Origin of the sequence: Microbacterium meiriae, from assembly GCF_032364335.1 — a bacterium.
GTDB classification, from domain to species: Bacteria; Actinomycetota; Actinomycetes; order Actinomycetales; family Microbacteriaceae; genus Microbacterium; species Microbacterium meiriae.
On record NZ_CP133984.1, the window covers coordinates 1198179 to 1219953 of the forward strand.

Below are 21775 nucleotides of genomic sequence, written 5' to 3' on the forward strand. Positions count from 1 at the left end.
TCCGCCGTCCTGAGTACGCTGGCGCCATGAGCATGGGCGGGATGGGCGGTGGTCCGCGGGGCGGTTTCCGCGGCGTGGACGAGGACGCCCAGCGTCGGCTCAACGCGGAGGCCCCGAAGATCGACGGGCTCGGCACCCGGGTCGTCGCTCTGTTCAGCGCCTACCGATGGCGCATCCTCTTCACCGGTGTCCTCGTCGTCGTCGGCGCGGGTATCGCGGTCATCCCGCCGCTCCTCGTGCAGCGCATCTTCGACGACGCCCTGTTCCCCGTCGACGGCGGCGGTCCGCACCTCTCGCTCCTCGGCGTCCTCGTCGGGGTGATGGTCGGCCTCTTCCTCTTCTCCGCGGTGCTCGGCGTCGCGCAGACCTGGCTCACGGCCACGGTCGGCAACAGCGTCACGGGCGATCTCCGGGTGCGGCTGTTCGAGCACCTGCAGGCCATGGAGCTCGGCTTCTTCACCCGGACGAAGACCGGGGTGATCCAGTCCCGGCTCCAGAACGACGTCGGCGGCGTCTCCGGCGTGCTCACGAACACCGTCACCAGCATCCTCGGCAACGCCGTCACGGTGATCGCCTCCCTCGTCGCGATGATCCTCATCGACTGGCGCCTCACCCTCATCGCGGTCGTGCTGATGCCCTTCCTCGTGCTCGTGCAGCGACGCGTGGGGCAGGTGCGGGCGCGCATCGCGGGGGAGACCCAGGAGTCGCTGTCCGAGTTGACCTCCATCACCCAGGAGACCCTGAGCGTCTCGGGCATGCTGCTGTCCAAGGCGTTCAACCGCCAGCGCACCGAGTCCGAGCGCTACCAGCAGGAGAACCGCAACCAGGTCCGGCTGCAGGTGCGCCGGGCCATGAGCGGTCAGGGTTTCTTCGCGGTCGTGCAGGTCATCATGGCGAGCGTGCCGGCCGTCATCTATCTGGTGTCCGGCTACCTCATCGCGGGCGGAACGGGAGCGATCACCGCGGGTACGGTCGTGGCCTTCACGACGGTCCAGGCGCGGCTGCTCATGCCGCTCATGGGGCTCATGCGGGTCTCGCTCGATCTGCAGACCTCGTCCGCGCTGTTCGCCCGCATCTTCGAGTACCTCGACCTCGTACCGGAGATCACCGACGCCCCCGACGCGATCACCGTCGCCCAGGCCCCTGGGCCGCGCGGACGCGTCGAGTTCCAGGACGTCGTGTTCCGCTATCCGGATGCCGCGGCCGACTCGCGCCCCACGCTGCACGGCGTCTCGTTCGTGGCGGAGCCCGGGCAGCACATCGCCTTCGTCGGCCCGTCCGGCGCCGGCAAGACCACGATCCTCTACCTTGCGCCTCGGCTGTACGAGGCGAAGGGCGGCGCGGTGCTGTTCGCAGGGGCGGACGTGCGCACGCTCACGCAGGAGTCGATCATCGACGACGTGGGCATCGTCTCCCAGGAGACCTACCTGTTCCACGCGACGATCCGGGAGAACCTCCGCTATGCAAAGCCCGATGCGACCGACGACGAACTGGTCGCCGCCTGCACCGCGGCCAACATCCACCACATCATCGCGGGCTTCGAGAAGGGCTACGACACGGTCGTGGGGGAGCGCGGATACCGGCTCTCCGGCGGAGAGAAACAGCGGATCGCGATCGCCCGCGTGCTCCTGAAGGACCCGCCGGTGCTCCTGCTCGACGAGGCGACCTCCGCCCTGGACACCGTGTCCGAGCGCGTGGTGCAGGAAGCCCTCGACGAGGCGGCCAAGGGGCGCACGACCCTGTCGATTGCGCACCGCCTCTCGACGGTCATGGGGGCGGACGTCATCCATGTGCTGGAGGCCGGTCGCATCGTGGAGTCCGGCACCCACGCGGAGCTCCTCGCGCAGGGCGGCCTCTACGCCGAGCTGGCGGCACAGCAGGTGGCCGCGTCGCGTGTGCTGAACGCCGAGATCGAAGCAGAAGCCGAGGAGGAGGCCGCGATCCGTGGCGGTGTCGAGGAGGGCGTCGATGCGGCGCTCGCCGGGCGCCGTGCGGACCGCGAGCCGGAGGACTCCGCGGCGGCCGACGCCGTCGTGGCGCTCACGACCGGCGTACCGCTGCCGACGGCATCCAGCGCCGACGCCCGACCGCGCCCGACCGACGGCTGACGGCTTCGCGGGTCAGTGGACGGAGAGCCCGCCGTCGACGAACAGCGACTGGCCGGTGACGTACGCCGAGCCGGGACCCGCGAGGAAGACCGCGGCCGCGGCGAAGTCCTCCGGGAGGCCGTTGCGTCCGACCATCGTCCGGGCCGCGAGGGCCGCGATCGTGGCGGGATCCTCCTGCAGGCGGGCGTTCAGGGGAGTGAGGACGAATCCCGGGACGAGGGTGTTGCTCGTCACGCCGGTACCACCCCAGGCCTCGGCCTCCGAGCGCATGAGCGACTCGACCGCGCCCTTGGAGGCGCCGTACACCCCGCTGCCCACGAATGCCCGGTGCGCCTGCTGCGAGCTGATGTGGATGAGCCGCCCGTACCCGCGCGCAGCCATGCCCTGCGCCCAGCGCTGACCGAGGAGGAACGGGGCGAGCGCGTTGACGGTCATCGTCGCGTCCCAGTCCGCCTCGGTGATCTCGGCGTAGGGCGGACGGATGTTGATGCCGGCGGAGTTGACGAGGATGTCCGGCTCGCCGAAGGGGACGGCCGCGGCCTCCGCGACCGCGTGGATGCCGTCGCGGGAGCCCAGATCGCCGACGACGCCCGCGGCCCGGCACCCCTGCGCGTTCAGCTCCTCGACGGTCTCCGCGATGCGCTCCGCGCCGCGGGCGACGATCACCGTGGCCGCGCCGGCGCGGGCGAGCGCCGTCGCGATGCCGCGACCGATGCCCGAGCTGCCGCCGGTCACGACGGCGGTGCGGCCGTCGAGCGCGAAGAGCGAGGAGAGGTAGTCGGTCATGCGGGGGTCCTTCCGGCGGGGCTCACCACGCGAGCCCGTCGGCGAGGGTGGGGTCGGGGCGGGCGTCGGCGAATTCGGGAAGGGCGCGCAGTTCGGCCAGGAACGCGGACACCTCCGCCGCGTAGGCGGGATCCGGGTGCGTGTCCGCGATCTCCCGGAGCGGAGCGACGTCCATCGCGAGGATGAGGTCGAGTCGAGCGGTCACGGCGGCGTGCGCGCCCGCCGCCTGCAGGACACGGATGCCGCCGCGGAGCGCAGCGAGGTAGTCGCGGAGCACGGGCAGCTGCGCCTTGCTCTGGGTGATCGAGGTGCCGTCCGCTCGGACGCGCCAGCGCACCACGACGTCAGGCAGCACGTCGAAGGCGCGCGCCCGGGTGTACATCGTCTGCGCGACGACCTGGTCCTCGTAGGCGACCCCCTCGGGGAACCGCAGGTCGGACCACATCTCGGTGCGGCTCACCTTGGACCACGCGACGATGTTCGACACGGCCTGCGGGTGCTCCGCGAGGGTGGTGCCGAGACGGCGAGGAGAGGTCGCCGCGGCCACCCACGGCTGTACGCGGCCGGGCACGTACCCTCGCCCCTGGGGACGCAGCCGCACGTAGGCACCGGCGGCGAAGTCGCTCTCCGTGCGTTCGAGCGTGCCCACGAGCGTCGAGAGAGCGTCCGGCATCAGCTCGTCATCCGCATCGAGGAAGCCCGTGAAGGGCGTGTCGACCCGTGCGAGGCCGACATTGCGCGCGGCGCCGAGCCCGACGGAAGCCTCATGCCGGATCAGGGTGAAGCGGGGATCCGTCGCGGCGGCGTCGGCGAAGATCGCTCCCGTGTCGTCGGTGGAGCCGTCGTCGATGAGAATCGCACGCCACCGCTCGTCCGTCTGCGCACGGAGGGAGTCGAGGGCGGCGGGGGCGAACGCGGCGATGTCGCGTGCGGGCACGATCAGCGTCACGATCGGGGCGGGGGCGGTCACTCCGCCGAGTCTAGGGCCGTCCGTCAGCCGCGGACCGCGTCGACCGCTTCCGCGACGAGTGCGGCGAGACGCTCCGGAGCGTCCGCAGGGAGGGCCGAGCGCCCGAAGGTGAAGCGCACGGCCGTCTGGGCGACCTCCGGGGCGATGCCGCACGCGAGCAGCACGGGGGAGGGCTCGTCGCTGCCGGCGGCGCAGGCGGAGCCGCTGGACGAGATCACCCCGCGGCGCTCCAGCTCCAGCAGCACCGCCTCGCCGCTCACGCCGGCGATCGTGAAGCTCGCCGTCGCGGGGAGCCGCTGCGTGGGATGCCCCGTGAGTGCGGCCACGGGCACGCGGCGCTGCACCTCGGCGATGAAACGCGCCGTCGCGGCCTCCACCAGGGTCGCGGTGTCTTCGCGCTCCCGCTCGGCGAGCTCGAGTGCCGTCGCCAGCCCCACCGCTCCCGCGACGTCGACGGTGCCGGATCGCCGTCCGCGCTCCTGGCCGCCGCCGTGCAGGAGCGGTTCCAGAGGGAGGCGTCCGCGGACGACGAGCGCCCCGGTGCCCTTGGGAGCGCCGAGCTTGTGCCCGGCGATCGACACCGCGTCGGCATGCAGCTCGTGCAGCGGCAGCCAGCCGGCCGACTGCACGGCGTCGACGTGGAGGGGCACGCGGCGGGCGTGGACGACCTCGCGGAGCGCCGCGATGTCCTGGACGGTGCCGATCTCGTTGTTCGCGTGTCCGAGGGACACGACGGCCGTGTCGTCGGTGAGCGCCGTGTCGAGGGCGTCCGGCGTGATCCGTCCGGTGCCGTCGACGGCGGGCATCGCGACCGTCACCCCGTGGAACCGCGCGAGGTACGCCGCCGACTCCCGGATCGACTCGTGCTCGATGGGGGACACGACGACGCGCCGCCGGCCGGAGGCGAGCGCTCCCAGGGCGAGTCCCTTCACAGCGAGGTTGTTCGCCTCCGTGCCGCCGCCGGTGAAGACGACATCCCCTGCCCGCGTCCCGAACACGCGGGCCACCCGGGCGCGGGCGTCCTCCAGCGCGCGCGCCGCGGTCTCGCCCGCGGTGTGGTGACTGGCGGGGTTGCCGAACACCTCGGTGAGGAAGGGCTCCATGGCCGCCCGCACCTCGGGGCGTACCGGAGACGTCGCGGCGTGGTCGAGGTACAGCACGGACTCAGTCGATCCGGAGGTCGAGTCCGAGGTCCAGCGCCCGCGCGGAGTGCGTGAGGGCTCCGACCGAGATCACATCCACCCCGGTCTCGGCGATGGCGCGGACGGTGGTCAACTCGACGCCGCCCGAGGCCTCCACGATGGCGCGCTCGCCGATGAGCGCCACGCCGGCGCGCAGATCGTCGAGGGAGAAATTGTCCAGGAGCACGGTATGGGCGCCGCCGTCGAGCACCGCAGGGATCTGGTCGAGACGGTCGACCTCGACGACGACGTGGGCGGTGTGCGGCAGCCGCGAGAGTGCCTCGCGGAGAGCCGTCGCGAGATCGAGCCCGGACCTCTGGAGCACTGCGAGGTGGTTGTCCTTCGCCATGACCGCGTCGGAGAGCGAGTACCGATGGTTCCGCCCGCCGCCGGACACGACCGCGTGCCGCTCGAACGCCCGCAGACCGGGCGTGGTCTTGCGGGTGTCGGCGATGCGCGCCCGCGTTCCCTCGACTTCGCGGACGTAGGCGGCGGTGAGCGTCGCGATGCCCGACATCCGCTGCGCGAAGTTCAACGCGACGCGTTCGGCGGTGAGCACAGCGCGGGCCGGCCCTGTCACGGTGGCCAGCACGTCGGAAGCCGTGAAGGCATCGCCGTCGCCCACGTGCAGGTCGACCGTGACGTCCGGGTCGGTGAGGAGGAACGCGGCGGCGAACACCTCGCCGCCGCTGAAGACCCCGTCCTCGCGGGCGACGAGGTCGGCCGTGGCCGTCGTCTCCGCGGGGAGCAGGGTGGTGCTGGTGAGGTCGCCCCAGGGGGCGTCCTCCTCGAGCGCGGCTCCGACGACGCGGTGCAGGGTGGCGTGGGTGAGCATCAGGCGGTCTCCAGGATCGACGGGCGTGCCATGGTCGGTGCGTCGGGGGCGGGATCGTCGCGGTGATGGGCGCCGACCGAGACCGGGCGTGCCAGGGCGGCACGGAGGGTGGCGTCGGCGACCAGCAGCAGATTCCGGTCCTCGTGCGTGCGGACGTCGACCGCAGGAGGCAACCCGACGGCCCACCCGCGCACGATGCGGAGAGCGCGCTGCAGGCCGGATCCGTTCCGGCGCAGGCCGACCTCGTCCCACAGCAGCCGCTGCAGAGCCGCGCGGTCGAACGGGGGGAGGGGCTCCGGTGCGACATCCGCGTCCGCCGCGTCTGTCGCGTCCGTCGGTGACGGACACGGGGTGATGTCGACGGCAGCGGTGGGCCATGGCTCGTCCAGCGCGGCGGCGGCCCTGGCCCCGAACACGGCTCCTTCGAGAAGCGAGTTGGAGGCGAGCCGGTTGGCTCCGTGCACTCCTGTCCGGGCGGTCTCGCCGACGGCGTACAGCCCCGGGATCGTGGTGCGTCCGTGCCGGTCGGTGACGACGCCGCCCATGAGGTAGTGCGCGGCGGGGGTCACCGGCAGCGGCTCCCGGGACCAGTCGAAACCGCGGTCGCGCGTCACACGGTCGATGGTCGGGAAGCGGCGGGCGAGTGCGTCGGCCCCCAGCCCGGTGGCATCGAGGTGCACGGGCGTCCCCTGCCGGGCTGCCTGACCGGCGATGGCCCGGGCGACGACGTCGCGCGGGGCGAGCTCCCCGTCGGGGTGGCTGTCGAACACGAACCGTCGTCCGTCGCTGTCGCGGAGCACGGCCCCCTCACCGCGGACGGCTTCGGACAGGAGGAAGACCGGGACGCCGGGGAGGGTGGTCGGGTGGAACTGCACGAACTCCAGGTCGGCGATGGCGGCGCCGGCGCGCAGAGCCGCCGCGATGCCGTCGCCGGTCGTCTCGATCGGATTGGTCGTGTGCGCGTAGAGCTGCCCTGCCCCGCCCGTGGCGAGGATCACGGCGTCGGCCCGGATCTCGACCGCGCCGCCGTCGCGGAGGACCGTGATCCCGCGGATCCGTCCCGCCTCGACGATCAGATCGAGGAGCATCGTCCGCTCGCGGACGGAGATCGGCGTGCGCTGGACGGCCGCGCACAGCGCCACGGAGATCGCGGCCCCGGTCGCGTCGCCCCCGGCGTGGAGGACGCGGGCATGGGTGTGCGCCGCCTCCCGCCCACGGGCGAGGGCACCATCCGGCGCCCGGTCGAAGGCGACGCCGCGGGCCAGGAGCTCGGCGATCCGGGCGGCGCCGTCCGCCACGAGGGCGTCGACGGCGGCCGGATCGCACAGACCCGCTCCGGCGCTGATCGTGTCGGCGGCATGCGCCGCCGGTCCGTCGCCCGGCCCGTAGCCGCCGGCCACACCGCCCTGCGCGAGCGGCGTGCATCCGCCCCCGAGCGCGCTCTTCGTCACGAGCGTCACGGCATGCCCGAGCTCGTGCGCGTGCAGCGCGGCGGTGAGTCCGGCGATCCCGGAGCCGACGACGACGACGTTCATCGTGCCCCGGCGGCCACCGGCGGCTTGGCGGCGAGCATCCGCTCGAGCGCGAGGCGAGCCGGGGCGGCGACGTCGGGGGAGACCGTGATGCGGTTCGGGGTGCGGCCGGCGACCAGCTCCTCCAGGACCCACGCGAGGTAGCCGGGGTGGATGCGGTACATGGTCGAGCACGGGCAGACGACCGGGTCGAGGCAGAAGATCCGGTGCTGCGGGTACTGCGCGGCCAGGCGGCGCACGAGGTTGATCTCGGTCCCGACCGCGAACGTCGTCGGCTCCGTGGCCTCCGCGATGGCGCGGCGGATGTACTCCGTGGAGCCGGCCTCGTCGGCCGCGTCGACGACCTCCATCGGGCACTCCGGGTGCACGATCACGCGGACTCCGGGGTGCTCGGCGCGGGCCTGGTCGATCTGCGCCACGGTGAAGCGTCGATGCACGGAGCAGAAGCCGTGCCAGAGGATCACCTGCGCGTCGACCAGGTCCTCCGGGGTCGAGCCGCCGAGCGCCCGCCGCGGGTTCCACATCGGCATCCGGTCGAGCGGCACGCCCATGGCCTTCGCGGTGTTCCGACCCAGATGCTGGTCGGGGAAGAAGAGCACGCGACGGCCGCGGGCGAAGGCCCACTCCAGCACGGTGGCGGCGTTGGATGAGGTGCACACGATGCCGCCGTGCCGACCGACGAAGCCCTTGATCGCCGCGGAGGAGTTCATGTAGGTGACGGGGATCACCGGCACGCGGCCGTCGGCGTCCGGGGTGTCGAGGTCGCCCAGCACGTCGGCGAGCTGCTCCCAGCACTCCTCCACCTGGTCGATGTCGGCCATGTCCGCCATCGAGCACCCGGCGGCGAGGTTCGGCAGGATCACGGCCTGGTCGGGCCGCGACAGGAGGTCGGCGGTCTCGGCCATGAAGTGCACGCCGCAGAAGACGATCGCCTCCGCATCCGGCCGCATCGTGGCGGCGGTGGCGAGCTGGAACGAGTCACCCACCTCGTCCGCATGGGTCACGACCTCCTCGCGCTGGTAGAAGTGGCCGAGGATCACCACCCGGTCTCCGAGGGTCGCCTTGGCCGCCTCGATGCGCCGGTGGAGCTCGGCTTCGTCCGCCTCGCGGTAGGCGGCGGGGAGCTCCCCCTGCCGGGGAGCCCCGGTCGGGATGACGTCGCCCATGGAGGATCCGGGCCCGTACCCGGGGCGCGTGTCGAAGTCCCACGGGCCGACGGCGAGGTCGGTGGTGCAGGTGGCGTCGGTGGAGGTCCCGCCGACGATGGCCTGGATCGCGTGATCGACGGACGGGTCGGCCGCAGGGACCACGGGGGTCGGGACGAAGGTGATGCTCATCGGGTTCTCGTTTCCTCGGGGCGGAGCGGGCCGCGGTCGGCCAGCTCGACGTCGGTGTCGTCGCGGTACAGGCGGGCCGGGCGGTGGCTGCCCGTGCGGAAGCGGTCGGTGCGGGTGAGGTTGCCCGCGGCCTCGACCTGCCGCCGGAAGTTCGCAGGGTCCAGTGGGCGCCCGAGGATCGACTCGTACGCCTCCCGCAGCTCGGCGAGCGTGAACTCGGCGGGCAGGAAGCCCTGGGCCACGCGGCTGTAGCCGACCTTGTTGCGGAGGCGCCAGAGCGCGTATTCGATGATCTCGTGATGATCGAAGGCGAGTGCGGGCAGGCCGTCGACATCGAACCACTCCACGTTCTCCGGCGCGCGACCGGATGCCCGATGCGCGGTGATCTGGGCTTCGACGTCGTCCTGACGCAGCAGTGCCCAGTACACGATCGAGACGACCCGCGTGGGGGAGCGGTCGACGGCGCCGAAGGCGTAGAGCTGCTCCAGGTAGGTGGGCGCAAGGCCCGTCGTCTCGGCGAGGGTGCGGGCCGCGGCGTCGACCGGCGACTCCTCGGGGGTGAGCCACCCGCCGGGAAGCGCCCATCGCTCTGCGAACGGCTCGCGGGTACGGCGGACGAGGGGGAGTGCGAGAACGGGAGGACCGTCGTCACCGCGGCGCAGCGTGAGGATCACCGTCGAGACGGCGACGCGGATGTCCGCACTTCGAGTCATATGCACCTTAACCTCCGTAGACGATCTTAGTGTCACGACGACCTTTAGTGCGCGCGCATGACGCGGAAAGGTGTCGAGTCCGAAACGTTATCTCCTGCCCGCAGGAAGGCTTGTTCCCCCGGAGCGGGTTTGTTAGGTTACTGTCCTAACAAACCCCTTCGAGGGCGGCCCGCAGGCCACCTCCCGGGGTTCCCGTGAACCCCGCCCGGGGTTCGGCTCCAACCGGAGAATCCCTCCTGCAGTGCAGCACCGAGAGGAAATGAAGAATGATCCGTAACGGAAAGCGCAAGATCGCGCTCACGGCGGTCGCGGGGGCCTCGGTCCTCGCCCTGGGCCTGACGGCCTGTGGTGGCGGCGGCGGTGACGGCGACGAGGGCGGCAACGCGTCCAGCGACCGTGCCCTCCGCGTCTGGGCTGGCAGCACGACGCCGATCACGACGAACTACAACCCGTTCGCCCCGAACGTGCTCCACGGCGCACTCGGCCCGATCTACGAGCCGCTGTTCTTCTACAACAAGACCAAGGACGAGGAGCCCATCGGCCTCATCGGCGAGTCCTTCGAGTACAACGAAGACGGCACGCAGATCACGGTAAAGATCAAGCCCGACCTGAAGTGGAGCGACGGCGAGCCGCTCACGGCCGCGGACGTGGCCTTCACCTTCCTGTACGAGGCGAACAACCCCGAGGGCAACCAGCTGGTCTCCGCCGAGGCCACCGACGACACCACGGTCGTGCTCACCTACGGCATCGCGCAGTACACCACGGAGTTCCAGCGGATGGGGTCGAGCTACATCCTCCCCGAGCACATCTGGAAGGACGTCGACGACTTCGCGAACTTCACGAACGAGGAGCCGGTCGGGTCGGGCCCGTACGTCGTGGACAAGACCACGAGCGAGTCCTACACGCTGGTCGCCAACGAGAACTACCGCGGCGCCGACGAGCTGGCCATCAAGAAGGTCCAGTACATCGCGGTCGACAACAACCAGACCGCGCAGGATCTCGTGACGGCGGGTGAGCTGGACTGGACCGGCATGTTCATCCCGAACCCGGACGACGCGACCGCCAACGGCAAGATCGAGTGGATCAACACTCCGCAGGACCCGACCGTCCTCTACACCTGCTCGAACGCCGAGCTCGGCTGCACGGGCCCGCAGACGGACGTGGCGGTCCGGCAGGCGCTGAACGTCGCCGTCGACCGCGCCACCATCAAGGATAAGGCGTTCGTCGGTCTCACCGCCGACGTCTCGCCCGCCTACACGCTGCTCCCGCGCGATGAGAAGTGGCTCACCGACGACGCGTACGAGGTCAGCCCGCAGGAGGCCAACGTCGAGGAGGCCGCGTCCATCCTCGAGGCTGCCGGCTACACCAAGGGCTCCTCCGGGATCTACGAGAAGGACGGCGCGCCCGTCGAGCTCAGCCTGATCTCGGTCGACGGCTGGACGGACTACAACGACGCCGCGAAGCTCATCGCCGAGCAGGCCGAGGCCGCGGGCATCAAGATCACCGCGTCGACCGTGCAGTGGCAGGAGTTCGTCGACGCCCGCCAGTCCGGCGAGTTCCAGCTGATCGTCGGCGGCGTGGTCGGCACGACCATCGCCGACCCGTTCCAGATCTACCGCGACTGGTTCGGTGGCACCGAGGTGCAGTCCACCAGCCCCGTCGGCACCGAGATCCCCCCGGGGCGCTGGAACTTCAGCCGCTACAACAACCCGACCGTCGATGCGGCCATCCAGCAGGCCATCAGCACCGAGGACGAGGCGGAGCGCAAGGAGCTCTACGCCACGATCCAGGACGCGATCGTCAATGACGTGCCCTACATCCCGCTCGTGATCAACGCCACGCAGACCTTCTACAACACGAAGGACTACACCGGTTGGCCGACCGAGGAGAACCTCTACGCGTTCCCGCCCTCCTGGGGTGCGATCGCGGCCGGGTACGTGCTGACGCAGATCAAGCCCGCCGGCTGAGTCTCGAGAGGAGCAGGGGAAGCAGGAAGTCAGGACAGGTGACATGAAGTTCTATGCACGAAGGATCGGGTTCTACGCGTTCACGCTGTGGGCCGCGATCTCCATCAACTTCCTGCTTCCCCGGCTCATGCCGGGGGATCCCGCCGACATCATGATCGCGAAGATGCAGCGGGCCGGCGGAGAGGTCTCCGAGACCACCATCCGCAACATCAAGCTCCTGCTCGGCGGTGATGATGCGTCCCTCTGGGAGCAGTACCTCGCCTACTGGGGACGCATGCTCCGCGGCGATCTCGGGGTGTCGGTGACCAAGTTCCCCACCCCGGTGGCGGAGCTGATCGCCGGCGCCCTGCCGTGGACGCTGGTGCTCGTCGGCACCGCCACAGTCATCTCCTTCCTGCTCGGCGTCGTTCTCGGCGCGTGGGCCGGGTGGAAGCGCGGCACCTGGGTCGACCACCTCATCCCGGCGACCACCGTCCTGCAGTCCATCCCGTACTTCTGGCTCGCGCTCGTCCTCATCGCCGTCTTCGCCGTCGGTCTGGGATGGTTCCCGATGTTCGGCGGGTATGACGTCTTCGACTTCCCGGACGGCCCGGAGCCGACCTGGGCGTTCTTCACCGACGCCGTCACCCACTCGCTCCTTCCCGCGATCACGATCGTGATCAGCTCGGTGGGCGGCTGGATGTTCGGCATGCGCAACATGATGGTCTCCACGCTCGCCGAGGACTACGTCCTCACCGCTGAGGCGAAGGGACTGCGGCCGCGGCGCATCATGACGACGTACGCCGCGCGGAACGCCGCCATCCCGTCGATCGCAGGCTTCTCGATCACCCTCGGCTTCGTCGTCGCCGGCTCCATCGTCATGGAGCAGGTGTTCACCTACCCGGGTGTCGGCAAGCTCATGTTCCAGGCCGTCACCAACAACGACTACGCGCTGATGCAGGGGCTGTTCCTCGTGATCACCCTCACGGTGCTCGTCGCCAACTTCTTCATGGACCTCGTCTATGGCTTCATCGACCCGAGGGCTCGCCAGAATGTCTGACACGAAGAACCCGCTCCTCGTGGAGGAGTCGCCCACCGTCGCCCCCGAGGGCACCGTCGCTCTGGCCACCCAGCGTCAGGAACGCAGACGTCGCCGCATCCTGCCCAGCACCTCGCCGAAGTTCATCGTCGGTGCCGTGCTCGTGCTCGCCATCGTGCTCTTCGCGATCATCGCGCCGTTCTTCACGCAGAACCCGCGCAGCACCGACAACCCCGCCCTCGCCGCGCCGTCGGCGGAGCACTGGCTGGGCACGACCAAGCTCGGCAACGACGTGCTCGCGCAGCTCGCGATCGGAGCGCAGGGGTCGCTGCTCATCGGCGTCACGGCCGGCGGCATCGCCATCGTGCTCTCGCTCCTCTTCGGTGTCCTGGCCGGGTACCTCGGCGGCTGGCGGGAGGACGTCCTCGCGCTCCTGACCAACGTCATGATCGTGATCCCCGGACTGCCGCTGGTCATGGTGATCGCGTCGTTCGTGCCGCAGCGCAGCTGGCAGCTCGTCGCCTTCGTCCTCGGCATCACCTCCTGGGCCGGAGCGGCGTACGTGCTGCGGCTGCAGACCCGCTCGCTCCGCACCCGCGACTACGTGTACGCGTCGAAGGTGGCAGGCGAGAAGTCCCTCCGGGTGATCCTCGTCGAGATCATGCCGAACCTGCTCCCGCTGCTGACCGCGCAGTTCCTGTTCGCGATCATCTTCGCCATCCTCGGCGAGGCGGGGCTCTCCTACCTGGGCCTCGGCCCGAACTCCTCGATCACCTGGGGCTCGATCCTCAACGACGCCCAGTCTGGTCAGGCCCTCGGCCGCGGTGCCTGGTGGTGGTTCGTGCCGCCGGGCATCATGATCGCGATCCTCGGCGCGGGACTCGCGCTGATCAACTTCGCCATCGACGAGGTCATCAACCCGAAGCTGCGCAACGCGCCCGATGCGGCCCGTCGTCTGCGCAAGGCCGCGAAGGAGAAGGGGGTCACCGCATGAGCGACGCCGTGCTCACCGCCAGGAACGTCTCGATCGAGTACGAGGTCGATCCGCCCGTCAAGGCGGTCCGGGATGTCTCGCTGACCCTCCACCGGGGCGAGATCCTCGGTCTCGCGGGGGAGTCGGGCTGCGGGAAGACCACTCTCGCGTACGGGATGAACCGGCTGCTCAAGGCGCCGGCCCTGATGACCGACGGCGAGATCGTGTTCCACGACCGCGACGGCCACGACATCGACGTCGTCGGACTCGACGGCGACGGGCTGCGCGCATTCCGCTGGGACAAGATCTCGATGGTCTTCCAGGGGGCGATGAACTCCCTCAACCCCGTCATCTCGGTCCGCGCGCAGATCTTCGACATCTTCGACACCCACCGCCCCGGCATGTCCAAGAAGGCCAAGCAGGAGCGCGCCGAGGAGCTGCTCACGCTCGTCGGCGTCGACCCCGGGCGGCTGACGAGCTTCCCGCACGAGCTCTCCGGCGGCATGCGCCAGCGCATGATGATCGCGATGGCGCTGGCACTCGACCCGCAGGTCATGATCATGGACGAGCCCACCACGGCGCTCGACGTGGTCGTGCAGCGCGGCATCATCCGGGAGATCATGCGTCTGCGGGAGAAGCTCGGGTTCGCCGTGATCTTCATCACCCACGACCTGCCCATGCTCATCGAGATCAGCGACCGCATCGCCGTCATGCTGCAGGGACGGATCGTCGAGCAGGGCACGGCCGAGGAGATCTACCGCAACCCGCAGCACGAGTACACCCAGCGGCTGCTGTCGAGCTTCCCGTCCCTCACGGGCGAGCGGGGCGACTTCGTCCGCAGCGGCGGCGTGAACCAGGAGGTCATCCGATGAGCGTGGACGGGACGAGGCGTGCGGGCACCCTCGAGGCGAGGAACCTCGTCAAGGACTTCCACCTGCGGTCGGGGTTCCGCACGAGTGTGCTGCACGCGGTGAAGGACGTGTCGTTCACCCTGGAGGCGGGGCGGACCACGGCCCTCGTCGGCGAGTCCGGGTCGGGGAAATCCACCATCGCCCGGATGCTGATGAAGCTGGAGACGCCGACCTCGGGGAGCATCCTCCTGGACGGCGAGGAATCCGGCACGCGGGGCTCGGCCCTGGAGCGCTACCGGTCGGACGTGCAGATGGTCTTCCAGGACCCGTTCGCCTCGCTGAATCCCTTCCACACGATCGTGCACCACCTGGAGCGTCCGATCCGGCTGCACCACCCGAAGCTCGACAGCCGCGAGGTGCGGGCGCGGGCGATCGAGCTGCTGGAGCGCGTGCGGCTCACTCCGGGGGAGAGCTTCGCCGAACGGCGCCCGCACGAGCTCTCCGGTGGGCAGCGGCAGCGCGTGGCGATCGCGCGGGCCCTCGCCCCCGGTGCCCGGTTCATCGTGGCGGACGAGCCGGTGTCGATGCTCGACGTGTCGATCCGGCTCGGCGTGCTCAACCTGCTCGCCGAGCTGCAGCGCGAGGAGAACCTCGGCGTCCTCTACATCACACACGATCTGGCGACCGCGCGGCACTTCTCCGACGACATCATGGTGCTCTTCCAGGGCGATGTCGTGGAGCGGGGAACGGCCGACGAGGTGATCCTGAACCCGCAGCACGAGTACACCAAGACGCTTCTGGCGGCGGCACCCGAACCGGAGAACCTCGGCAGGCTCCGTGACGAGGTCAGGGCGGAGCTCGCCCTGGGCTCCTGAGGGGGCGGGGGAGACCGCTAGACTGAACCCACAATCGAAGACAGGCCGAACGACCGACGCGGGAGAGCCCCGGCGCATGCAGCCGGGCACCGAAGGAGCAAGCCTCCCCGCCAATCTCTCAGGTACGCGTACCGCGGAGGTCCGGCCGCTCTGAAAAGCGATCCCGAGCACCGGGGGATCCGCCGACGGTGAAAGCCCTGTGCACGCGCGCGGGCGAAGCTCTCAGGCCCATGACAGAGGGGGAGTTCCCAGGGACGACGTCGTCGTCCCGCCCGACCCAGCCCGGGAGAACTCCATGTCCGACCCCCGCTACACCCCGTTGCGCGAGCGCCATGAGGCGCTCGGCGCCTCCTTCACCGATTTCGGCGGCTGGCAGATGCCGGTGCGCTACACGTCCGACCTCGCCGAACACCACGCGGTGCGGCAGGCGGCGGGCGTCTTCGACATCTCGCATATGGCGGAGTTCACGGTTCGCGGCACCGGTGCCGCGGCGTTCCTCGACTACGCCCTCGCCGGACGGCTGTCCGCGCTCGCGGTCGGCAAGGCGAAGTACTCGCTGCTGCTGACGCCTCAGGGCGGCATCGTCGACGATGTGATCGTCTACCGCCTGGCTGACGACGACTTCCTCATCATCTCCAACGCGGGCAACCGCGAGGCCGTGCGTCAGGCACTCACCGAGCGGGTGGCGGACGCCGACGCGGGCCCCGTGGAGGTCGCGGACGTCTCGGACGACTACGCGCTGATCGCCGTGCAGGGCCCTCGGGCCGAGGAGATCCTCGCGGCGACGGAGGGCATCGCCGACGTCAGCGTCCCGTGGGCGGAGCAGAAGTACTACGCGTGGGCGACCGCGTCATTCGCGGGGGAGCCGCTGCTCCTCGCCCGCACCGGCTACACCGGAGAGGACGGCTTCGAGCTCCTCGTCCCGGCCGCCCACGCGACCGCGCTGTGGGACGCGGTGCTCGACGCCGGTACTCCGCACGGTCTGGTTCCCGCCGGCCTCGCCGCCCGCGACACGCTCCGGCTGGAGGCCGGCATGCCGCTGTACGGCCATGAGCTCAGCCTCGCCACCGCACCCGCCCAGGCCGGCCTCGGCCGCGTCGTGGTCGCCGCGAAGGAGCGTTTCGTCGGCAAGGACGCGCCGGCGCCCGCCGACGACGCCCGTATCCTGGTCGGCCTGACGGCGGAGGGGCGACGCGCCGGCCGTGCCGGCTACGCGGTCGTCGACGCCGACGGCACCCCGATCGGAGAGATCACCAGCGGCGCCCTGAGCCCGACGCTCGGCCACCCCATCGCGATGGCCTTCGTCGACCCTTCTTCCGCAGAGGAGGGAACCGCAGTATTCCTTGATGTGCGGGGGACCCGCATCCCCGCGACCGTGACCGCCCTGCCTTTCTACCGGAGGACAAAATGACCGACCTCAGCGCACTCCGCTACACCGACGAGCACGAGTGGATCGCCGGTGATGGCGACACCGTCACCATCGGCATCACCGACTACGCCGCCGAGAAGTTGGGGGACGTCGTCTTCGTCGAACTCCCCGCCGTCGGCACCGAGCTGACCGCCGGCTCCGTCGTCGGCGAGATCGAGTCCACCAAGTCGGTCGGGGAGCTCTACGCCCCGGTCGCCGGCACGGTCGTCGAGATCAACGACGCCGTCGTCGACGACCCCTCGCTCGTCAACGCCGAGCCGTTCGAGGGCGGCTGGCTGCTCAAGGTGTCCGTCGCCGCCGGCGCGCTGGACGGACTGCTGGACCGCGACGCCTACGTCGCACTCACGGAGGGCTGATCCGGAAGTGGTTGCATTCGCCGATCGTCACATCGGACCGACCGAGGCCGCCCAGCGCACGATGCTCGACGCGCTCGGTCTCGGCTCCGTCGACAGCGGGACGCTGAGCCCGGTCGAGGAGCTCATGCGTCAGGCCGTCCCCGCCTCGATCTACACGGGACCGGAGGACGCGGTCGCCGACTCCCGCATCCCGGTCGCCGCGTCGGAGACCGAGGCGCTGGCCGAGCTGCGTGCCCTCGCCGGGCGCAACACCGTGAACCGCTCGATGATCGGCCTCGGTTACTACGGCACCGTCACGCCGCAGGTCATCCAGCGCAACGTCCTCGAGAACCCGTCCTGGTACACGGCCTACACGCCGTACCAGCCCGAGATCTCGCAGGGGCGCCTGGAAGCGCTGATCAACTTCCAGACGATGGTGGCCGAGCTCACCGGCCTCACCACCGCGAACGCGTCGATGCTCGACGAGTCCACCGCGGTCGTGGAGGCGATGCTGCTCGCGCGCCGGGCATCGAAGACCGCGTCGAACGTGTTCGCAGTGGACGCGGATGCGCTGCCCCAGACGAAGGCCATGCTCGCGTCCCGCGCCGAGGCGCTCGGCATCGAGCTCGTCACGGTCGACTTCGCGGCGGGGGAGGAGCTCCCCGCCGAGCTCTTCGGCGTCTTCGTGCAGTATCCGGGGGCTTCGGGCCGCGTGTGGGATCCGTCCGCGGTGTTTGACGCCGCGCACGTCGCCGGCGCGCTCGCCGTCGCGGCCGCCGACCTGCTCGCGCTGACGCTCCTCACCGCGCCCGGCACCCTCGGGGCCGACGTGGCCGTGGGTACGACGCAGCGCTTCGGTGTGCCGATGGGCTTCGGTGGCCCGCACGCCGGCTACATGGCCGTGCGCGCAGGCCTGGAGCGGCAGCTGCCCGGACGCCTCGTCGGCGTCTCCGTCGACGCCGAAGGCAAGCCGGCCTACCGCCTCTCGCTGCAGACCCGCGAGCAGCACATCCGCCGCGAGAAGGCGACGTCGAACATCTGCACCGCCCAGGTGCTCCTCGCCGTGATGGCGTCGATGTACGCGGTCTACCACGGCCCGGACGGGCTTCGACAGATCGCCCGCGATGTGACCGCCAAGGCGACCCTGCTGCGCGAGTGGCTCGTCGAGGCCGGCGCCGAGGTCGTCCACGAGCACTTCTTCGACACACTGACCGTGCGCGTCCCCGGCCGGGCGGCGGAGTACGCGGACCAGGCACGGGGCGGCTACGGCATCCTCCTGCGGGTCGCCGACGTCGACACGATCGGCATCGCGGTCGACGAGACGACCACGGTGGCCGAGCTGCACCAGGTCGCGCAGGTCTTCGGAGGGAAGCAGGAGCGCGCCTTCGGCTTCGGCCTCGGCGACGCGGACGCGCTGCCGGACGCCCTCCGCCGCGCGGACGAGTACCTCACGCACCCGGTGTTCCGCAGCCACCGCAGCGAGACCGCCATGATGCGGTACCTGAAGAGCCTGTCCGACCGGGACTACGCGCTCGACCGCGGCATGATCCCGCTCGGCTCGTGCACCATGAAGCTCAACGCCGCCACGGAGATGGCCGCCATCACGTGGCCGGAGTTCGCGGGCATCCACCCGTTCGCCCCGGAGGCCGACGTGCGCGGCTACCTGGAGCTCATCGACCAGCTCGAGAGCTGGCTCGCCGAGATCACCGGGTACGACGCGGTGTCGCTGCAGCCGAACGCCGGATCCCAGGGGGAGCTCGCCGGCCTCCTCGCGATCCGCGGCTACCACCGCGCGAACGGCGACGACCACCGCATCGTGTGCCTCATCCCGTCCTCCGCCCACGGCACGAACGCGGCCTCCGCCGTGCTCGCGGGCATGAAGGTCGTCGTGGTGGCGAGCGATGCGCTCGGCAACGTCGACCTGGACGACCTGCGCGCGAAGATCGCCCAGCACGCCGACGACCTGGCGGCGCTGATGATCACGTACCCGTCCACGCACGGCGTGTACGAGGAGCAGGTCGTCGAGATCACCGGGGCGGTGCACGCGGCCGGCGGTCAGGTGTACGTCGACGGCGCGAACCTCAACGCGCTCCTCGGCTACGCCCGCTTCGGCGACCTGGGCGGCGACGTCTCGCACCTCAACCTGCACAAGACGTTCGCCATCCCGCACGGCGGCGGCGGCCCGGGCATCGGTCCGGTCGCGGCGAAGGCGCACCTCGCGCCGCACCTGCCGTCGCACCCGCTCGCGCAGCGCGCCGAGCACTTCGGCGGCCACACGTTCGAGGGCGCCGTGATCTCCGCGGCACCGTACGGCTCCGCGGGCATCCTCCCGATCTCGTGGGCGTACGTGCGCATGATGGGGGCCGAGGGGCTCCGGCGCGCGACCGCCGCGGCGGTCCTCTCGGCGAACTACATCGCCGAGCGCCTCGGCGGCCACTTCCCGGTGCTCTACACGGGGGAGAACGGTCGGGTCGCGCACGAGTGCATCCTCGACCTGCGTCCGCTCAAGGAGGCCACCGGCATCTCCGTCGACGACGTCGCCAAGCGCCTGATCGACTACGGGTTCCACGCCCCGACCATGTCGTTCCCGGTCGCCGGCACCCTCATGGTGGAGCCCACCGAGTCGGAGGACCTCGACGAGATCGAGCGGTTCATCGAGGCGATGATCATGATCAAGGCCGAGGCGGACGCCGTCGCCGCGGGGCGCTGGCCCGCAGACGACAACCCGCTCGTGCACGCCCCGCACACCGCGGTCTCGCTCATCGCGGGAGAGTGGGCGCACGCCTACACCCGCGAGGAGGCCGCCTATCCGGTGCGCTCGCTGGTGGCGGCGAAGTACTGGCCGCCGGTCCGCCGGATCGACCAGGCGTACGGCGACCGCAACCTCGTCTGCGCCTGCCCGCCGATCGAGGCCTTCGCCTGACACGGACCCGCACGACGAACGGCGCCGCGCCCGCCTCCCGGCGGCGCGGCGCCGTTCGCGTTACGCCATGTTTCCGTCATGTGACAGATGGTCACCACTCAGTAACGGTTCGTTAGCCGAACGTCCTGGACGCGCGACCCCCGGGTTACGCTCAGGTATCCCTGCGCGCTCGATGATGAGCCGCGCAGAATTCCCACGTCCACAGGAGGACAAAAGTGAAGCGCAACAAGATCGCCCTCGCGGGCAGCGCACTGTTCGTGATCGGCGCCCTGACTCTCGCCGGCTGCGCGAGCGGCGGCGGCAACGACTCCACGGAGGAGACGCCCTCGGGTGACCCGACCGCGGTGATCTCGGTCAACAACACCGAGCCGCAGAACCCCCTCATCCCGACCAACACGAACGAGGTCGGCGGCGGCCTGGTGCTGCAGAGCATCTTCGCGGGCCTGGTGTACTACGACGCCGAGGGCGCCGTGCACAACGATCTCGCCGAGTCGATCGAGACCGACGACGCGCAGACCTACACGATCAAGATCAAGGCCGACCAGACCTTCGCCAACGGCGACCCGGTCGATGCCGAGTCCTTCGTCAAGGCGTGGAACTACGGTGCCGCTCTCGACAACAAGCAGCTTTCGAGCTACTTCTTCGAGTCCATCGAGGGTTTCTCGTACGACGAGAACGTTCCGGAGCTGTCCGGCCTCGAGGTCGTCGACGACCTGACCTTCACGGTCAAGCTGAAGCAGCCGGAGTCCGACTTCCCGCTGCGCCTGGGTTACACCGCGTTCTTCCCGCTGCCGGCCTCGGCCTGGGACGACCTCGAGGCCTTCGGTGAGAACCCCGTCGGCAACGGCCCGTACGTCTTCGCGGAAGAGGGCGCCTGGAAGCACAACGAGAGCATCGAGCTCGTCAAGAACGAGGACTACACCGGCCCGCGCGAGGCGCAGAACGGTGGCGTCGACATGAAGCTCTACGCCAGCACCGAGGCGGCGTACGCCGACCTGCAGGGTGGCGACCTCGACATCATCCAGGAGATCCCGGACACCGCTCTCCAGACCTTCGAGACCGACTTCCCGGACCGCACGGTGAACCAGCCGGCCGCGGCGAACGCCACCATCACCATCCCGGAGCGCCTCGAGCACTGGAGCGGTGAAGAGGGGCAGCTGCGTCGCGCCGCGATCTCGCACGCGATCAACCGTGAAGAGATCACCGACGTGGTCTTCAGCGGCACGCGCACGCCGATGAAGGACTTCACGTCGCCCGTCATCGACGGCTACTCCGAGGACATCCCCGGCTCCGACGTGCTCGACTTCGATGCCGACAAGGCGAAGGAGCTGTGGGCCGAGGCTGACGCCATCGCACCGTGGACGGGATCCTTCCAGATCCAGTACAACGCTGACGGCCCCAACCAGGGCTGGGTCGACGCGGTTGCGAACCAGATCAAGAACAACCTCGGCATCGAGGCCTCGGGAAACCCGATTCCGACCTTCGCCGAGCACCGGACCCTGATCACGGAGGACAAGACGCAGACCGCGTTCCGGACCGGATGGCAGTTCGACTACCCGTCGATGTTCAACGGCCTTGGCCCGCTCTTCGGCACCGGCGCCGGCTCGAACGACGGCGACTACTCGAACCCGGAGTTCGACAAGCTCCTCGATGAGGGCTCTGCGGCCCCGGACGTCGAGGCGGGCATCGCCAAGTTCCAGGAGGCGCAGGAGATCCTCTTCCAGGACCTCCCCGCCATCCCGCTCTGGTACACCAACGCCATGGGCGCCTGGGGCGACTCGGTCGAGAACGTCGAATTCGGATGGGACACCTGGCCGATCCTCTACCAGGTCACCAAGGACGGCGAGTAAGTCTGACAGCACGAACCTGTGAGGCGGTGACGGTCTTCCGTCGCCGCCTCACAGGCTGTGTTCGTCATACTGACTTCGCCTCCTGATTACAG

The 21775-nt window shown here is 70.3% G+C and carries 17 protein-coding genes and 2 riboswitches; of the genes, 10 read left to right on the top strand and 7 right to left on the bottom strand.

Going from position 1 to position 21775, the window contains the following annotated elements; genetic code table 11:
- The first annotated feature begins 32 nt into the window (after positions 1 to 32).
- The gene (locus tag RI211_RS05735; RefSeq protein ID WP_315638506.1) at positions 33 to 2108 is read left to right on the top strand and encodes an ABC transporter ATP-binding protein; all 2076 of its coding nucleotides are present in this window, start codon (positions 33 to 35) and stop codon (positions 2106 to 2108) included.
- A gap of 12 nt (positions 2109 to 2120) precedes the next feature.
- Here RI211_RS05735 and RI211_RS05740 read toward each other — a convergent pair whose 3' ends face one another.
- The 7 genes from RI211_RS05740 to RI211_RS05770 are packed head-to-tail and all read right to left on the bottom strand — an operon-like array spanning position 2121 to position 9462.
- Positions 2121 to 2894, bottom strand: coding sequence for an SDR family NAD(P)-dependent oxidoreductase (locus RI211_RS05740; RefSeq protein ID WP_136050923.1), 774 nt, complete (start codon positions 2892 to 2894; stop codon positions 2121 to 2123).
- Between the two features lie 22 nt (positions 2895 to 2916).
- Positions 2917 to 3864, bottom strand: a complete 948-nt coding sequence (locus RI211_RS05745; RefSeq protein ID WP_315638469.1) for a glycosyltransferase family 2 protein — start codon at positions 3862 to 3864, stop codon at positions 2917 to 2919.
- Positions 3865 to 3887: 23 nt separating this feature from the next.
- Positions 3888 to 5024, bottom strand: a complete 1137-nt coding sequence (locus tag RI211_RS05750) for a cysteine desulfurase family protein (RefSeq protein WP_315638468.1) — start codon at positions 5022 to 5024, stop codon at positions 3888 to 3890.
- 4 nt (positions 5025 to 5028) lie between these two features.
- Positions 5029 to 5880 carry a carboxylating nicotinate-nucleotide diphosphorylase gene (nadC, locus tag RI211_RS05755; RefSeq protein ID WP_315638467.1) on the bottom strand — a complete coding sequence of 284 codons (852 nt, stop codon included), beginning with the start codon at positions 5878 to 5880 and terminating at the stop codon, positions 5029 to 5031.
- Positions 5880 to 7415, bottom strand: a complete 1536-nt coding sequence (nadB, locus tag RI211_RS05760; protein WP_315638466.1) for an L-aspartate oxidase — start codon at positions 7413 to 7415, stop codon at positions 5880 to 5882. Before nadB ends, nadC begins: the two co-directional genes overlap by 1 nt.
- The gene (gene nadA, locus RI211_RS05765; RefSeq protein WP_315638465.1) at positions 7412 to 8749 is read right to left on the bottom strand and encodes a quinolinate synthase NadA; all 1338 of its coding nucleotides are present in this window, start codon (positions 8747 to 8749) and stop codon (positions 7412 to 7414) included. The genes nadB and nadA overlap by 4 nt, the downstream gene beginning before the upstream one ends.
- The gene (locus RI211_RS05770) at positions 8746 to 9462 is read right to left on the bottom strand and encodes an NUDIX hydrolase (RefSeq protein WP_187663631.1); all 717 of its coding nucleotides are present in this window, start codon (positions 9460 to 9462) and stop codon (positions 8746 to 8748) included. The genes nadA and RI211_RS05770 overlap by 4 nt, the downstream gene beginning before the upstream one ends.
- Before the next feature lie 266 nt (positions 9463 to 9728).
- Here RI211_RS05770 and RI211_RS05775 point away from each other — a divergent pair, with 266 nt between their 5' ends.
- From RI211_RS05775 to RI211_RS05815, 9 genes are all read left to right on the top strand, one after another.
- Positions 9729 to 11429 carry an ABC transporter substrate-binding protein gene (locus tag RI211_RS05775; RefSeq protein ID WP_315638464.1) on the top strand — a complete coding sequence of 567 codons (1701 nt, stop codon included), beginning with the start codon at positions 9729 to 9731 and terminating at the stop codon, positions 11427 to 11429.
- 43 nt (positions 11430 to 11472) lie between these two features.
- Positions 11473 to 12468 (top strand): ABC transporter permease, encoded by a 996-nt coding sequence (locus tag RI211_RS05780; RefSeq protein WP_280568520.1) that lies wholly within the window; start codon positions 11473 to 11475, stop codon positions 12466 to 12468.
- Positions 12461 to 13441, top strand: a complete 981-nt coding sequence (locus tag RI211_RS05785; protein ID WP_259962736.1) for an ABC transporter permease — start codon at positions 12461 to 12463, stop codon at positions 13439 to 13441. The genes RI211_RS05780 and RI211_RS05785 overlap by 8 nt, the downstream gene beginning before the upstream one ends.
- Positions 13438 to 14292, top strand: coding sequence for an ABC transporter ATP-binding protein (locus RI211_RS05790; protein ID WP_268777760.1), 855 nt, complete (start codon positions 13438 to 13440; stop codon positions 14290 to 14292). The genes RI211_RS05785 and RI211_RS05790 overlap by 4 nt, the downstream gene beginning before the upstream one ends.
- Complete coding sequence (locus tag RI211_RS05795) at positions 14289 to 15146, top strand: ABC transporter ATP-binding protein (protein WP_187663636.1); 858 nt, start codon at positions 14289 to 14291, stop codon at positions 15144 to 15146. Before RI211_RS05790 ends, RI211_RS05795 begins: the two co-directional genes overlap by 4 nt.
- Before the next feature lie 49 nt (positions 15147 to 15195).
- A riboswitch (glycine riboswitch) is annotated at positions 15196 to 15290 on the top strand.
- Position 15291: 1 nt separating this feature from the next.
- Positions 15292 to 15390: riboswitch (glycine riboswitch) on the top strand.
- A gap of 51 nt (positions 15391 to 15441) precedes the next feature.
- Entirely contained in the window at positions 15442 to 16557 is a 1116-nt protein-coding gene (gene gcvT, locus RI211_RS05800; RefSeq protein WP_315638463.1) for a glycine cleavage system aminomethyltransferase GcvT, read from the top strand.
- On the top strand, positions 16554 to 16931 hold the full coding sequence (gcvH, locus tag RI211_RS05805) for a glycine cleavage system protein GcvH (RefSeq protein WP_060923660.1): 378 nt from the start codon (positions 16554 to 16556) through the stop codon (positions 16929 to 16931). The genes gcvT and gcvH overlap by 4 nt, the downstream gene beginning before the upstream one ends.
- Positions 16932 to 16992: 61 nt before the next feature.
- Positions 16993 to 19833 (top strand): aminomethyl-transferring glycine dehydrogenase, encoded by a 2841-nt coding sequence (gene gcvP / locus RI211_RS05810; RefSeq protein WP_396654933.1) that lies wholly within the window; start codon positions 16993 to 16995, stop codon positions 19831 to 19833.
- Between the two features lie 215 nt (positions 19834 to 20048).
- Positions 20049 to 21683: a peptide ABC transporter substrate-binding protein gene (locus tag RI211_RS05815; RefSeq protein ID WP_315638461.1), complete on the top strand. Its 1635-nt coding sequence runs from the start codon at positions 20049 to 20051 to the stop codon at positions 21681 to 21683.
- Positions 21684 to 21775 lie beyond the last annotated feature (92 nt).